The sequence below is a fragment of the Bradyrhizobium diazoefficiens USDA 110 genome (assembly GCF_000011365.1).
In the GTDB taxonomy this organism is placed as follows: Bacteria; Pseudomonadota; Alphaproteobacteria; order Rhizobiales; family Xanthobacteraceae; genus Bradyrhizobium; species Bradyrhizobium diazoefficiens.
Genome location: NC_004463.1, coordinates 8,887,786 through 8,902,262 on the forward strand (window position 1 = coordinate 8,887,786; position 14,477 = coordinate 8,902,262).

Sequence of the window (14,477 nt, forward strand, 5' to 3'; positions counted from 1 at the left end):
CTCGCGAAGCGAGAAGTGCGGAATCTCGACCCCAAACCTCTAGATTCCGGGTTCGGCGCTTCGCGCCGCCCCGGAATGACGCCGTTGCTCGGCCGCTGACCGACTTACGCCCGCGCCCGCTCGTTGCGGATGGAGAGCAGTTCCACGGGGCGGTCGGGGATGACGATCCGGAAGGTGGCGCCGATAGTGCCTTCGACCAGGTGGATGTCGCCGCCATGGGCGCGGACGAGCTCGGCGGCGATGGCCAAACCAAGCCCGCTGCCGCCGGGACGGCCCGATGTCTGGAACGCCTCGAACAGATGGTCCCGGGTCTTCTGGGGGACGCCGGGACCCGTGTCGGAGACCTCCAGGATGGCGACGGCGCCCTCGCGCTTGCCCGTGATCCGGATCTGCTGCGCGCCGCCGTCGCCGGAGGAATGACTTTCCAGCGCCTGGGCGGCGTTGCGGACGAGGTTGAGCAGCACGCGGAACAGCTGGTCGGGGTCGGCATCGACCGCGAGCCCGCGCTCGATCGCGGCGACCCAGGCGATCGAGGCATCGCTGGCAAGGCCGGCGGTCTCGCGCACCTCGAGCACGACAGGCTCGATCAGGATCATGCGGCGGTCGGGCGAGGCCTCCTGGGCGCGGCCGTAGGACAGCGTCGACTGGCAGAAGGCGATGGCGCGCTCGAGCGAACGCACGAGCTTGGGCGCAAAGCGCTGCACCCGCGGATCCGGCACGCTGGCAAGCTGGTCCGACAAAAGCTGCGCCGACGCCAGCAGATTGCGCAGATCGTGGTTGATCTTGGAGACGGCGAGGCCGAGGGCGGCAAGCCGACTCTTCTGATGCAGCATCGACATCAAATCGCGCTGCATGTCCGACAATTCGCGTTCGGCGACCCCGATCTCGTCGCTGCGCTGGCTCGGCACGATGATCCGCGCCGAGCTCTCGGGGTTTTCGTGGAAGCCGACCAGGCTCGCGGTGAGCCGCCGCATCGGCCGCACGAAGAGATAGTGGAGCGCGAGATAGACGAGGCCCGCGGTCAAGACCCCGATGATCAGCGCGACCACGACGACATTGCGGGAGAAGCGGTACATCGACTGCCGCAGCGGCAATTCGTCGGTCACGATCTCGACGAACTGGGCGTTGCCGACGCCGGGGCCGACGATGCGGATGGCCTGGTTGCCGGTCTCCAGCATCATCTGGATCGAGCCGGTGATCGCCTCCCATACGGTCATGTCGCGGAGATCAACGTCGTGCTCGATCGCGGCGGGCAGATTGTCGCTGGCGAGCAGCCGGCGCTGCTGGCCCATCTTGATGGCGACGGCGCGGGCATTGATGCTTTTCAGGATCTCGCGCGACAGCGAATCGGGAACCATGCCGAGCGGGGCGGCGTCGAGCACCAGCGCCGCCGTGTTGGCGGCGGCCACGCGGTCGTTCAGCCGGTTGACCCAGAAGTTGGCGATGGCGGGCACGTAGAGCAGGATGGCCGCGATCATCACCAGGGGGACCGTGAGCAGCAGCAGCTTGCCTGACAGCCCCAAGCCGGCAGGCCCGCGCGGCCGCATCGCCGGCGGGTCCCGCTGATCCGTATCCTGGATCGGCTGGAGGTCTGTCGCTGCCACGAAATTCGTCCTCACTGACTTGGCCCGACTGAGTTGGCCGGTGAACGATCTGGCGGAGGAAGGATGCGGCCCGCCCCCGGTCCGGTCAAATTACGGATCGCTAATCTCCCAAGGTGGGATGTAGGCGCTGATAAGGCGAGTCGCCACCTCAACGATTAAAAACCCCGCACAATCAGCGATATTCAGCGCAATCCTGCGCTCTCGCGGCGTTGACGAAAAGGGAGCGCTCGCATATAAGCCGCCCGAATTGTCCGCGATGACCCGGTGTGACGCCGGGAGCGGCTCTCTTGGGGCCGAAAAAGGGCCCGTTTTGGGCCGCATCGTTGGGACTTTACCATCAATTCTACAGGCAAATTGCCCGGTCAGCGGAGAAAAACCCGTGAAGCGGACTTATCAACCCAGCAAACTGGTGCGCAAGCGCCGTCACGGTTTCCGTGCCCGTCTCGCCACTGCCGGCGGCCGCAAGGTTCTCGCCGCCCGCCGCGCCCGCGGCCGCAAGCGTCTGAGCGCCTGAGCCAGACCCCCTTTTTGGGATTTCATCATGGATCGGCTGAGGCAGCGGGCGGATTTCCTCGCCGTTGCCAATGGCGCGCGGGTGAATAGTCCCGCGTTCGTCCTGCAAAGCCGCCCCCGCGACGACAGCGGCCCGATCAGAATCGGCTTCACCGTCACCAAAAAGAACGGCAACGCCCCCGAGCGCAATCGCATCCGGCGCCGGCTTCGCGAACTCGTGAAGCGGCTCGAGCCGGTGTTAATGCAGCCCCATCATGATTATGTGCTGGTCGGCCGAAGGGACGCGTTGTCGCGCCCCTTCGCCACCATGCTCGACGATCTGCGCATAGCGTTCTCGAAGCCCGCGCGGCATACGGCCAAGGAACAGTCAAAGGGACGCGGCCAGAGGCCCGGCACCGCTCCTGCTGCCAGCCGCAAAACGGATTGATGACGAGACATTAGATGATGACCGACAATCGCAATACCATCCTCGCCGTCATTCTATCGGGCCTCGTGCTGATCGCCTGGCAGTATTTCTACAACGTGCCGGCGATGGAGAAGCAGCGCGCCCAGCAGCAGGCGCAGGCCGAGCTTCAGAAGACCACGCCGCAGCCGACGGCCTCCGCGACGCCGGGGGCCACGCCGCAATCCGGCGGTGCCGCGCAGCCGTCAACGCCGGCAGCAGGCCAGCAAGCCCAGCCGGTCGTCGCCCGCGACGCCGCGATTGCGGCCAGCCCGCGCGTGAAGATCGACACGCCGCGGATCGCCGGCAGCATCTCGCTGAAGGGCGGCCGCATCGACGATGTCGCGCTGGTGCAGTATCGCGAAACGGTCGATCCGAAGTCGCCGCCGATCGTCCTGTATTCGCCCTCGGGCACCGCTGAGCCCTATTACGCCGAGTTCGGCTGGGTGCCGGCCACGGGCGTGACGGCGAAACTGCCGGACGCGCAGACCCTCTGGCAGCAGGACGGCAGCGGCAGCCTGACACCGACGACGCCGGCGGTGCTGAAATGGGACAATGGCGAGGGCCTCACCTTCCGCCGCACCATCTCGGTCGACGACCACTATCTCTTCACCATCAAGGACGAGGTGAGCAATGTCGGCAACGCGCCGGTCACGCTCTATCCGTTCGCGCTGATCTCGCGTCACGGCACGCCGCAGGTTTCCGGCTACTACATCCTGCACGAAGGCCTGATCGGCTATCTCGATGGCTTGCAGGAATACGCCTACAAGAAGATCGACGAAGCCAAGTCGGTGAACTTCAAGGCAACCAATGGCTGGCTCGGCATGACCGACAAGTACTGGGCCTCGGCGCTGCTGCCGGACACCAGTGCCCAGCTCCAGGCGCGCTTCTCGTCGAACCCGGTCGGCAACGTCCACACCTACCAGACCGACTATCTGCTCGATCCCGTCACCGTCGCGATCGGCGGCAGTGCGACGGCGAACGCGCGGCTGTTTGCCGGCGCCAAGGAAGCCGGCGTGGTCGGCATCAACTTCCCGCTCGCCGGCCACGGCGGCTACAACAAGGAACTCAACCTCAACCATTTCGACCTGTTGATCGACTGGGGCTGGTTCTACTTCATCACCAAGCCGATGTTCCTCGGCCTCGACTTCTTCTACCGCTTCTTCGGCAATTTCGGCATCTCGATCCTGCTCGTGACCGTGATCGTGAAGCTCTTGTTCTTCCCGTTGGCGAACAAGTCCTACGCCTCGATGGCGAAGATGAAGTCGATCCAGCCGCAGCTTCAGGCGCTGAAGGAGCGCTACCCTGACGACAAGGTGAAGCAGCAGCAGGAGATGATGGAGATCTACCGCAAGGAGAAGATCAATCCGGTCGCCGGCTGTCTTCCCGTCGTGATCCAGATCCCGGTGTTCTTCTCGCTCTACAAGGTGCTGTTCGTCACCATCGAGATGCGGCAGGCGCCGTTCTACGGCTGGATCAAGGATCTCTCCGCGCCGGATCCGACCAATCTGTTCAACCTGTTCGGGCTGATCCCGCTCGATCCGACCACGATTCCGGTGTTCGGCCACTACCTCGCGCTCGGCATCTGGCCGATCATCATGGGCATCACGATGTGGTTCCAGATGAAGCTGAACCCGACGCCGCCGGATCCGACCCAGCAGATGATCTTCAACTGGATGCCGCTGATCTTCACCTTCATGCTGGCGGGTTTCCCGGCGGGCCTCGTGATCTACTGGGCCTGGAACAACACGCTCTCGGTGCTCCAGCAGAGCTTCATCATGCGCCGCAACGGCGTGAAGGTGGAGCTGTTCGACAATCTCAAGGCGACGTTCGCGAGGAAGGCGACGTAAGTCACCCACTCCGTCATTCCGGGATGGTGCAGCACCAGACCCGGAATCTCGAGATTTCGGATTCGATGCTTCGCATCGCTCCGGAATGACCGCGAAACAAAGAGCTTCGCATGACCGACGACAAAGATGCGAAGCTGATCGAGGCCGGGCGAAAGCTGTTCGCGCGCGACTGGCAGTTCATCTGGGCCTCGCCCTCGATCCAGACGCTGCCGCCGATGGACGGGGTGGAGATCGCCTTTGCCGGCCGCTCCAATGTCGGCAAGTCGAGCCTGATCAACGCGCTCACCGGTCGCAACGCGCTGGCGCGCACCTCGCACACGCCGGGCCGCACCCAGGAGCTGATCTTCTTCGAGGTCCCCGGAAAGAAAGACCTGCGCCTCGTCGACATGCCCGGCTATGGCTACGCCAAGGCACCGAAGAGCCAGGTCGCGTCCTGGACCGAGCTGATTCATAAATTCCTGCTGGGGCGCGCCAGCCTCGCGCGCGTCTATGTGCTGATCGACGCGCGGCACGGCCTGAAGGACGTCGATCTCGAGATCCTCGGGACGCTCGACCGCTCCGCCGTCAGCTACCAGATCGTGCTGACCAAGGCCGACCAGGTGAAGCCCTCCGAGCTTGCCTCGCGCATTGCCGAGACCGAGGCCGCGCTGGCCAAGCATCCGGCCGCGTTCCCGAACGTGCTCGCGACCTCGTCGCGGAGCGCGACGGGCATGGCCGAGCTGCGCGCCGCGATGGCGAAGCTGCTGGAAGAGCGGAGCTCGTGATGGCCGCGCATCGCCTGTTGATTGGGCTTGCCGGCTTGATGGGCGCCGCCGGCGTCGCGCTGGCCGCCGCCTCCGCCCATGGCGGCGACGCGAGCCGGCTTGCCTCCGCCAGCGCCATGCTGCTGTTTCATGCAACTGCCATACTTGCGACGGTCGCGCTGCTCGCGCGCGGCCTTCTGCACGGCGGAATTGGCCTCATTGCCGCGTGCGGCTTCGTAGGCGGCGCCGCGCTGTTCGCGGGCGATCTCACCTTGCGGCAATTTGCCGGGCACTCGCTGTTTCCCTACGCGGCGCCGACCGGTGGGACGGTGATGATCTTGAGCTGGCTGGCGGTGACGCTGGCGGCCGTGGTGGCGCAGAAATAGCGCTCGATCTTCCCCTCCCCTGGAGGGTAAGAACCAACACCCACTTTGCGCTGCCCCCGCCAATCGGATAGAACGCGGCCCGACAGTCCCGCCAGCGAGATCCGCCTCATGACCGACATCTCCCCGCTCGACCAGGCCCGCATCCTGTCCGAAGCGCTGCCGCACATGCAGCAGTATGACGAGGAAACCATCGTCATCAAATATGGCGGCCATGCCATGGGCGACGAGGAGACCGCGAAGAACTTTGCCCGCGACATCGTGCTGCTGGAGCAGACCGCGATCAACCCGGTGGTCGTGCATGGCGGCGGGCCGCAGATCGCGACCATGCTCAAGCGCCTCGGCATCCAGTCGGAATTCGCCGCCGGCCTGCGCATCACCGATGCCGCGACCATCGAGATCGTGGAGATGGTGCTGGCCGGCTCCGTCAACAAGCAGATCGTCGGCTATATCAACGAGGCCGGCGGCAAGGCCGTGGGACTATCCGGCAAGGACGCCAACATGGTGAAGGCGTCGAAGACGACGCGCACCATCGTCGATCCGGGCTCGAACATCGAGAAGGCGATCGATCTCGGCTTCGTCGGCGACCCCGAGAAGGTCGACCTCACGCTGCTCAACCAGCTGATCGGCTACGAGCTGATTCCGGTGCTGGCGCCGCTCGCAACCTCCAAGGAAGGCCAGACGCTGAACGTCAACGCCGACACCTTTGCCGGTGCCGTCGCGGGCGCGCTGAAGGCCAAGCGCCTGTTGCTGCTCACCGACGTGCCGGGTGTGCTCGACAAGTCGAAGAAGCTGATCCCGCAATTGTCCGTGAAAGACGCGCGAAAACTGATCGCCGACGGCACCATTTCCGGCGGCATGATCCCCAAGGTCGAGACCTGCATCTACGCGCTCGAACAGGGCGTCGAGGGCGTCGTCATCATCGACGGCAAGATGCAGCACGCGGTGCTGCTGGAGCTGTTCACCAACCAGGGCACGGGAACGCTGATACATAAGTGAGGCGCGAGCGAACAAAGAGCGGCGTCATGGCCGGGCAACAGCGCGAAGCGCGTCTTCGCGAAAATGTCCCGGCCATCCACGATCTTTCGCCCCGCGCCAAGAACGTGGATGCCCGGGACAAGCCCGGGCATGACGAGCCGAGAGAGCGACGGCATCGTCGCTCGGTCGTGACCCGTTTCCTGATGACGCTGCCGGCTGCGGCCGTGTCATTCGTCTTCTCCTCCGCCCCCGCCTTCGCCGACCTCAAGATCTGCAACCGCATGTCCTATGTCGTCGAGGCCGCGATCGGCATCGACGACAAGGCGGCGACCGCGACGCGCGGCTGGTTCAGGATCGATCCCGCCACCTGCCGCGTGGTGGTGCAGGGCACGCTGACCGCCGACCGCATCCTGCTCAATGCTCGCGCGCTCGGCGTCTATGGCGCCTCGCCGATCCCGCAGAACGGCAACGACATGCTGTGCGTCGCCCAGGACAATTTCGTCATTGCGGCCGCGCGGCAATGCCGCAGCGGCCAGACGCAAGTCCCCTTCACGCAGGTGACGCCGACGCAAGGCGACGACGGCAACCTGGTGACGTATCTCGCCGAGGATTCCGAATATGACGACGAGCAGGCGCGCCTCGCCGGCATCCAGCGGCTGCTGGTGATCATCGGTTATGACGTCGGGGCGATCGACGGTGTCGACGGACCGAAGACGCAAGCAGCGCTGGCTGCGTTCCTGAAGAGCCGCGGGCTCCCGTCCGACGCCGTGTCGTCGCCAAATTTCTTCAAGACCATGGTCGACGCGACGCAGACGCCGTCGCCGAGCGGCCTGACCTGGTGCAACGACACCCCGCACAAGGTGATGGCGGCGATCGCCACCGACGACGGCAAGTCGGTGACGAGCCGCGGCTGGTACCGCATCGACCCCGGCAAGTGCCTGCACCCCGACGTGAGCGGCCAGCCGAAGCAGATCTTCAGCTTCGCGGAAGCCGTCGACGCCGACAACCGCGCCGTCAAGCTGAAGGACAAGCCACTGAACTGGGGCGGCGAGAAGCAGCTCTGCACGCGCGAGACCAAGTTCGAGACCGTTGAGCAGACCGATTGCGGCGCGCGCGGGTTTGCGGCGACGGGTTTTGGCGCGGTCGACATGTCGAGCGGCGGCAGGACGCTGCGGTTTGCGATGCCGTGATGTGATGATGGCGCTACACATTGCGCCGTCGTCCTGGCGAAAGCCAGGACCCATTGCCCCAGGGTTTAGCGAAGAACGACGACCAGATTGCCCCAATGATCGGTCACGGAGTATGGGTCCTGGCTTTCGTCAGGACGACGATTGAGGGCGGGGCCGCGGCCTCGGTCAACGGATAGAGAGTTGCAATGAACCCACCCCGCGCCTTCACCCATGTCGACACCTGGGTGTTCGACCTCGACAACACGCTCTACCCGCATCATGTCAATCTGTGGCAGCAGGTCGATGCGCGGATCGGCGAGTTCGTGTGCAACTGGCTGAACGTCAGCCCTGAGGAAGCGCGCCATATCCAGAAGGACTACTACCGACGCTTCGGCACCACCATGCGCGGCATGATGACCCTGCACGGCGTGCGTGCCGACGACTATCTCGCCTATGTGCACAAGATCGACCATTCGCCGCTGGAGCCGAATCCGGCGCTCGGCGCGGCCATCGCAAAACTGCCGGGACGCAAGCTGATCCTGACCAACGGCTCGGTCGACCATGTCGGTGCGGTGCTGGCGCGGCTCGGCCTCGCCACCCATTTCGACGGCGTGTTCGACATCATCGCGGCCGAGTTCGAGCCCAAGCCGGCCCCGCAGACCTACCGGAAATTCCTCGGCGACCATGCCGTCGATCCCGCCCGCGCCGCGATGTTCGAGGACCTCGCCCGCAACCTCACCGTCCCGCACGAGCTCGGCATGACCACCGTGCTGGTGGTGCCCGACGGCACCAAGGAAGTGGTGCGCGAGGACTGGGAACTGGAGGGCCGCGACGCCGCCCATGTCGACCACGTCACGGATGATCTGGCGGGGTTTTTGGCGGGGTTGTCGCCTCACTGACCGCCGTCGTCCTGGCGAAAGCCAGGACCCATGACCCCAGGGAGAGGTTGCGGCGCGAGACTGACAACCACGAGTCGTCGTTAAACTCCTCCCTGGGGTAATGGGTCCTGGATCGCCGCTCCGCTTCGCTGCGCTGGTCCAGGACGACGGTGGGGGATGGAGGACGACAGCGGAGTATGCCTTGACTCTCCCCTGCCAAATCCCGAAAAAGCGCCCCAATCCGTCAAAATTCCCGTTCCGAAGAGGAAATCCCGATGTCCCTGTCCGCCCTCGAATCCACCATCAACAGCGCCTTCGACGCGCGTGACGGCATCTCGACCTCGACCAAGGGCGAGGTGCGCGAGGCCGTGGACCAGGTGCTGGAGACTCTGGACAAGGGCGAGGCACGCGTTGCCGAGCGCGGGGCCGACGGCAAGTGGAAGGTCAATCAGTGGCTGAAGAAGGCCGTGCTGCTGTCCTTCCGCCTCAACGACATGGGCGTCATTCCCGGTGGTCCGGGCCAGGCGACCTGGTGGGACAAGGTGCCCTCGAAGTTCGAGGGCTGGGGCGAGAACCGTTTTCGCGATGCCGGCTTTCGCGCGGTGCCGGGCGCGGTGGTGCGCCGCTCGGCCTTCATCGCCAAGAACGTCGTGCTGATGCCGTCCTTCGTCAATCTCGGCGCCTACGTCGATGAGAGCACGATGGTCGACACCTGGGCCACCGTCGGCTCCTGCGCGCAGATCGGCAAGCGCGTGCACATCTCCGGCGGCGCCGGCATCGGCGGCGTGCTCGAGCCGCTCCAGGCCGAGCCCGTGATCATCGAGGACGATTGCTTCATCGGCGCGCGCTCCGAGGTCGCCGAAGGCGTGATCGTGCGCAAGGGCGCGGTGCTGGCCATGGGCGTGTTCCTGGGCGCCTCGACCAAGATCGTCGACCGCGACACCGGCGAGGTCTTCATCGGCGAAGTGCCTGAATATTCGGTCGTGGTGCCCGGCGCGCTGCCCGGCAAGCCGATGAAGAACGGCCATATCGGCCCGAGCACCGCCTGCGCCGTGATCGTCAAGCGCGTCGACGAGCGCACGCGGTCGAAGACCAGCATCAACGAGCTGCTGCGGGATTAAGGCTCTCTCCTCCCCCTCTCCCCGTTCTTACGGGGAGAGGGTTGGGGTGAGGGGCCTCTCTCCACGGATGAGATTGCCGTGAGACCTGTACCCCCTCCCCCGGATCGCTCCGGACGATGCTTCGCATCGCCGAGGCGATCCGACCTCTCCCCGCAGGCGGGGAGAGGTGAAGAGCCCCTTGCGGCACCTATCGAACCCTCCCTCCCTCCATCGCGACCAATTCCCGGACGGCCTGCGCCGCCCGGAACCTTCGCCATGGACTGGACCTGGTACCTCTTCCGCTTCGACGGCCGCATCAACCGCGCCCTGCTATGGCAGGCGCTGCTGATCGTTGCGCTGCTGGCGGGCTTGCTGGAGATCGTCGGTCAGGTCATCGGGATCCTCGGAGGGACCAGATCCACCTTGAAGCTCGCCATCGACCTCGATTTCGACTTCGGTCTCGACGACCTGTTCAAGCTGGTCGATCCCCGAGCCTCCCGCTCGCTGGCATCCGCCGATCGCGCGACCTCGATCCTCAAGGCGTCCGGCATGGCGCTGTTCTTCTGGATTTATCTCGCGACTACGATCAAGCGGCTGCACGATCGCGACAGGAGCGGCTGGTGGATCGTTCCGTTCTTCGTCGTGCCCGGCCTGTTCAGCCAGTTCGCGGACCTGCTGCCCAACTCAAACTGGATGCTTCCGTTCAGCCTGGCGGTTTCGATCCTGTGGCTGTGGGGCCTCGTCGAAATGTTCTGCCGGCCCGGCACCTCGGGCCACAACCGGTTCGGCCCCGATCCGCTGGCCGACTTCGAGGACAGCTCCGCCGCGTCCCCTGCGCAAGGCTGGGACCAGAGCCGCGAGATCGAAATTGTCCCGCCCAACGCTAGCCCACCCGGCGGCATGCATGTTAAGCGGGGCGCATGACCGATGCTCTCTCGATTGCCCGCGATCTCATCCGCTGCCCCTCGGTAACCCCGGCCGATGCCGGCGCACTCGGGGTGCTTGAAAACGCCCTCAACGCCGCCGGCTTCACCTGCCACCGCGTGACGTTCAGCGAGCCCGGCACCGCCGACGTCGACAATCTCTATGCGCGGATCGGCAGCGAAGGGCCGCACATCACCTTCGCCGGCCACACCGACGTGGTGCCGGCTGGCGACGAGAGCGCCTGGAGCGTCGGCGCATTCTCCGGCGAGGTGAAGGACGGTTTTCTGCACGGCCGCGGCGCGGTCGACATGAAGGGCGGCATCGCCTGCTCGGTCGCAGCCGTGCTGGAGCATCTCGCCGCCAACGGCGGCAAGCCGCGCGGCGACGGCACGGGTTCGATCTCGTTCCTGATCACCGGCGACGAGGAAGACGTCTCCATCAACGGCACCATCAAACTTCTGAAGTGGGCCGCCGAGCGCGGCGAAACATTCGATCATTGCGTGCTGGGCGAGCCCTCCAATGTCGAGACGCTCGGCGACACCATCAAGGTCGGCCGACGCGGCTCGCAATCCGGCACGCTGTATGTCGACGGCGTGCAGGGCCATGTCGCCTATCCGCACCGCGCCTCCAATCCGGTGCCGGACATTTCGCGATTGATCGTGGCGATCTCCGACGAGCCGCTCGACCACGGCAGCGCGCAGTTCCAGGCGTCCAACCTCGAATTCACCTCGGTCGACGTCGGCAACAAGGCCAACAACGTCATCCCCGGCGAGGCCCGCGCAAAATTCAACATCCGCTACAACGACAACCACACCCAGGCGAGCCTGCGCGAGCTGGTCGAAACACGGCTGGCAAAAGCCTGCGGCAACCGCATCAAGGCCCGCATCGTCTGGGAGCCGTCGAACTCGAACGTGTTCGTGACCAAGCCCGGCCCGTTCACCGATCTCGCGGTGTCCGCGATCGAGGAGATCACGGGGCGGAAGCCGGAGCTGTCGACGAGCGGCGGCACCTCGGACGCGCGCTTCATCTCCAGCTATTGCCCGGTGATCGAGTTCGGTCTGGTGGGACAGACCATGCACCAGGTCGACGAGCGCGTGCCGGTGAAGGATCTGGAGAAGCTGACGCAGGTGTATCGGGGGATACTGACGCGGTATTTTGGGTGAGGCGATAGCGCCTCCTGGAATTCCGCTGTCATCGCCCGCGAAAGCGGGCGATCCAGTATTCCAGAGACAGCCGTGATTGAACCGAGAGGCCGCGGCGTACTGGATTCCCCGCCTTCGCGGGGAATGACAGTGGCGGGTGTCGCGAGAGTTTCCCGCCTCCCGTCTCTCTAATAATCTACCTTCACCAGATACAGCCCGTCCGGCGGCGCGACGATGCCGCAGGCGGCGCGGTTGCGGGCCGCCAGCGCTGCGGAAAGGTCGTCCGCGGTCCAGCGGCCTTCGCCGACCCAGACCAGCGATCCCACCATCGAGCGCACCTGGCTGTGCAGGAACGAGCGCGCCGAGGTGATGATGGTGATCTCGCGCCCGTCGCGCAGCACGTCGAGTTGGTCGAGCGTCTTCTCCGGCGACTTGGCCTGGCACTCGGTGTCGCGGAAGGTGGTGAAATCATGCTTGCCGAGCAGGCGCCGCGCGGCCGCATGCATCGCATCGCTATCGAGCCGGCGCGGTACGCGCCAGGCGTGGCCGATGTCGAGCGCGAGATTGGCGCGGGTGTTGACGATGCGGTAGCGATAGTGGCGCTTCACGGCCGAGAAGCGCGCTTCAAAAGTATCGGGTACGATCTCGGCCTCGAGCACCGCGATCGGATGCGGCCGCAGATGCGCATTGAGCCCGTCGCGAAAGCGGCCCGGCGGAAACTGCTTCTCGATATCGACATGCGCGACCTGACCGCGCGCATGCACGCCGGCATCGGTGCGACCCGCGCCATGCACCCGCAGATCCGCACCGGTCATCGCCTTCACCGCCGCTTCCAGTGCGCCCTGCACCGACGGCAGCGTATCCTGCACCTGCCAGCCGAAGAACGGCGCGCCGTCATATTCGATGGTGAGCTTGTAGCGGGGCATCGTTTCCAATTCTGCCGTCATCGCCCGGCTTGACCGGGCGATCCAGTACGCCGCGGCCTATCCGTTCGACCGAGAAGCCTCGGCGTACTGGATACCCCGCCTTCGCGGGGTATGACAGTGTCAGGTGAATTTGGCGCCCGCCTTCAGCGGCACACCACGCAAGAAGTCCGTAGCCTGCATCCGCGCCTTGCCTTCGCGCTGCAGCTCGATGATGCGGATCGCGCCCTCGCCGCAGGCGATGGTGAGCTGGTCGTCGAGCACCTCGCCCGGCGCGCCCGAGCCCTTGGCGAGCTCGCAGCGCAGGATTTTGACGCGCGCGTTCTCGCTGACGCCTGCGAGCTCGGCCCAGGCGCCGGGGAACGGCGACAGGCCGTGGATGTGGCGCAGCACCGCCCGTGCGGGCTTGGTCCAGTCGATCCGCGCCTCAGCCTTGTCGATCTTGGCCGCATAGGTGACGCCGTCCTCGCTCTGCTTCTTGAGCTGGAGCCCCCCGCGGTCGAGCGCGGCCATGGCGCGGACCATCAGGTCGGCGCCGAGGCGCGAGAGACGATCGTGCAGGTCGGCCGCGGTCATGGTGTCCGTGATCGCCAGCCGCTCGGCCATGGCGACATCGCCGGTGTCGAGGCCGACATCCATCTTCATCACCATCACGCCGCTTTCGGCATCATCAGCCATAATCGCGCGGTTGATCGGCGCGGCGCCGCGCCAGCGCGGCAGGAGCGAGGCGTGCAGATTGTAGCAGCCGAGCTTTGGCGCATCGAGGATGGCCTGCGGCAGGATCATGCCGTAGGCGACGACGACGGCGGCATCGGCGTCAAAGGCGCGAAATTCTTCCAGCGCCTCCTCTGTCTTCAGCGTCTTCGGCGTCAGCACGGGAACGCCGAGTCTACGCGCGGCTTCCTCGACCGGGGTCGGCTGCAATTGCAGGCCGCGCCGCCCGCCCGGCTTCGGCGCGCGGGTATAGACGGCCACGATCTCATGGCCGTGCGCGACGAGCTCGAGCAGCGTCGGCACGGAGAAATCGGGCGTGCCCATGAAGATCAGGCGAAGGGGCATCGGAAAAACCTGCGAGGAACGTGATCCAATTTCGGTCATTCCGGGGCGGCTCGAAGAGCCGAACCCGGAATCTCGAGATTCTCAGGTGCGCAATTGCGCACCATAGTTCGATGCTGCGCATCGCCCCGGAATGACGGAGAACCTCACTCCGCGCGCTTGGCGGCTTTCTCGAACTTCTTCAGCACGCGGTCGCGCTTCAGCTTCGACAGATAGTCGACGAACAACACGCCGTTGAGGTGGTCGATCTCGTGCTGGATGCAGGTGGCGTAGAGGCCTTCGGCGTCCTCCTCGTGCACCTTGCCGTCGAGATCGGTGAAGCGCACGCGCACCTTCGCAGGCCGCTCGACCTCCTCGTAATATTCGGGGATCGACAGGCAGCCTTCCTCGTAGACCGACAATTCCTCGGACGAGGCGATGACTTCCGGATTGATGAAGACGCGCGGCTCCGGCTTGGTCTCGCCGTTCTCGTCGCGCTTGGCGAGGTCCATGGTGATCAGCCGCAGCGGCTGGGCGATCTGGATCGCCGCCAACCCGATGCCGGGCGCGTCGTACATGGTCTCGAACATGTCGTCGGCAAGCTTGCGGATCTCCGTCGTGACCTTCTCGATCGGCTTGGAGACCAGACGCAGCTGCTTGTCGGGCAGGATGATGATTTCTCTGAGGGCCATGGCGGGCGATTTAAGCCGGGCGCGACAAGCGGTCAATGAGGCCCGGAACGCGTTAACGATCCGCTAACCATAAAACTTCAGCTTTCGTTAACCATAAAAAT

The 14,477-nt window shown here is 65.3% G+C and carries 15 protein-coding genes; 11 read left to right on the forward strand and 4 right to left on the reverse strand.

Going from position 1 to position 14,477, the window contains the following annotated elements; genetic code table 11:
• Positions 1-104: 104 nt before the first annotated feature.
• The gene (locus BJA_RS41080; RefSeq protein WP_028175987.1) at positions 105-1,604 is read right to left on the reverse strand and encodes a sensor histidine kinase; all 1,500 of its coding nucleotides are present in this window, start codon (positions 1,602-1,604) and stop codon (positions 105-107) included.
• 379 nt (positions 1,605-1,983) lie between these two features.
• Here BJA_RS41080 and rpmH point away from each other — a divergent pair, with 379 nt between their 5' ends.
• The 11 genes from rpmH (at position 1,984) to dapE (ending at position 11,747) form a co-directional block, all read left to right on the forward strand.
• Positions 1,984-2,118: a 50S ribosomal protein L34 gene (gene rpmH, locus BJA_RS41085; RefSeq protein WP_008542748.1), complete on the forward strand. Its 135-nt coding sequence runs from the start codon at positions 1,984-1,986 to the stop codon at positions 2,116-2,118.
• A gap of 27 nt (positions 2,119-2,145) precedes the next feature.
• The gene (gene rnpA, locus BJA_RS41090; protein WP_011090819.1) at positions 2,146-2,544 is read left to right on the forward strand and encodes a ribonuclease P protein component; all 399 of its coding nucleotides are present in this window, start codon (positions 2,146-2,148) and stop codon (positions 2,542-2,544) included.
• A gap of 17 nt (positions 2,545-2,561) precedes the next feature.
• Positions 2,562-4,409 (forward strand): membrane protein insertase YidC, encoded by a 1,848-nt coding sequence (gene yidC / locus BJA_RS41095; RefSeq protein WP_038966085.1) that lies wholly within the window; start codon positions 2,562-2,564, stop codon positions 4,407-4,409.
• 110 nt (positions 4,410-4,519) lie between these two features.
• Positions 4,520-5,173, forward strand: a complete 654-nt coding sequence (gene yihA / locus BJA_RS41100; protein WP_011090821.1) for a ribosome biogenesis GTP-binding protein YihA/YsxC — start codon at positions 4,520-4,522, stop codon at positions 5,171-5,173.
• Positions 5,173-5,538 (forward strand): DUF423 domain-containing protein, encoded by a 366-nt coding sequence (locus tag BJA_RS41105; RefSeq protein WP_038966082.1) that lies wholly within the window; start codon positions 5,173-5,175, stop codon positions 5,536-5,538. Before yihA ends, BJA_RS41105 begins: the two co-directional genes overlap by 1 nt.
• Positions 5,539-5,646: 108 nt before the next feature.
• Positions 5,647-6,534, forward strand: a complete 888-nt coding sequence (gene argB, locus BJA_RS41110) for an acetylglutamate kinase (RefSeq protein WP_011090823.1) — start codon at positions 5,647-5,649, stop codon at positions 6,532-6,534.
• A gap of 182 nt (positions 6,535-6,716) precedes the next feature.
• On the forward strand, positions 6,717-7,703 hold the full coding sequence (locus tag BJA_RS41115; protein WP_028175983.1) for a DUF1036 domain-containing protein: 987 nt from the start codon (positions 6,717-6,719) through the stop codon (positions 7,701-7,703).
• A gap of 185 nt (positions 7,704-7,888) precedes the next feature.
• Complete coding sequence (locus tag BJA_RS41120; RefSeq protein ID WP_011090825.1) at positions 7,889-8,581, forward strand: pyrimidine 5'-nucleotidase; 693 nt, start codon at positions 7,889-7,891, stop codon at positions 8,579-8,581.
• Positions 8,582-8,835: 254 nt separating this feature from the next.
• Positions 8,836-9,681: a 2,3,4,5-tetrahydropyridine-2,6-dicarboxylate N-succinyltransferase gene (gene dapD, locus BJA_RS41125; RefSeq protein ID WP_011090826.1), complete on the forward strand. Its 846-nt coding sequence runs from the start codon at positions 8,836-8,838 to the stop codon at positions 9,679-9,681.
• A gap of 255 nt (positions 9,682-9,936) precedes the next feature.
• On the forward strand, positions 9,937-10,584 hold the full coding sequence (locus BJA_RS41130; protein ID WP_038966079.1) for a DUF805 domain-containing protein: 648 nt from the start codon (positions 9,937-9,939) through the stop codon (positions 10,582-10,584).
• Positions 10,581-11,747, forward strand: coding sequence for a succinyl-diaminopimelate desuccinylase (dapE, locus tag BJA_RS41135; protein ID WP_011090828.1), 1,167 nt, complete (start codon positions 10,581-10,583; stop codon positions 11,745-11,747). Before BJA_RS41130 ends, dapE begins: the two co-directional genes overlap by 4 nt.
• A gap of 167 nt (positions 11,748-11,914) precedes the next feature.
• Here the strand turns inward: dapE and truA are convergent, their stop codons facing one another.
• The 3 genes from truA to def all read right to left on the reverse strand — a co-directional run bounded on the left by truA (position 11,915) and on the right by def (position 14,376).
• Complete coding sequence (gene truA / locus BJA_RS41140; RefSeq protein WP_038966077.1) at positions 11,915-12,652, reverse strand: tRNA pseudouridine(38-40) synthase TruA; 738 nt, start codon at positions 12,650-12,652, stop codon at positions 11,915-11,917.
• A gap of 120 nt (positions 12,653-12,772) precedes the next feature.
• Entirely contained in the window at positions 12,773-13,708 is a 936-nt protein-coding gene (gene fmt, locus BJA_RS41145) for a methionyl-tRNA formyltransferase (protein WP_011090830.1), read from the reverse strand.
• Positions 13,709-13,851: 143 nt separating this feature from the next.
• Positions 13,852-14,376, reverse strand: a complete 525-nt coding sequence (gene def / locus BJA_RS41150; protein ID WP_011090831.1) for a peptide deformylase — start codon at positions 14,374-14,376, stop codon at positions 13,852-13,854.
• Positions 14,377-14,477: the final 101 nt, after the last annotated feature.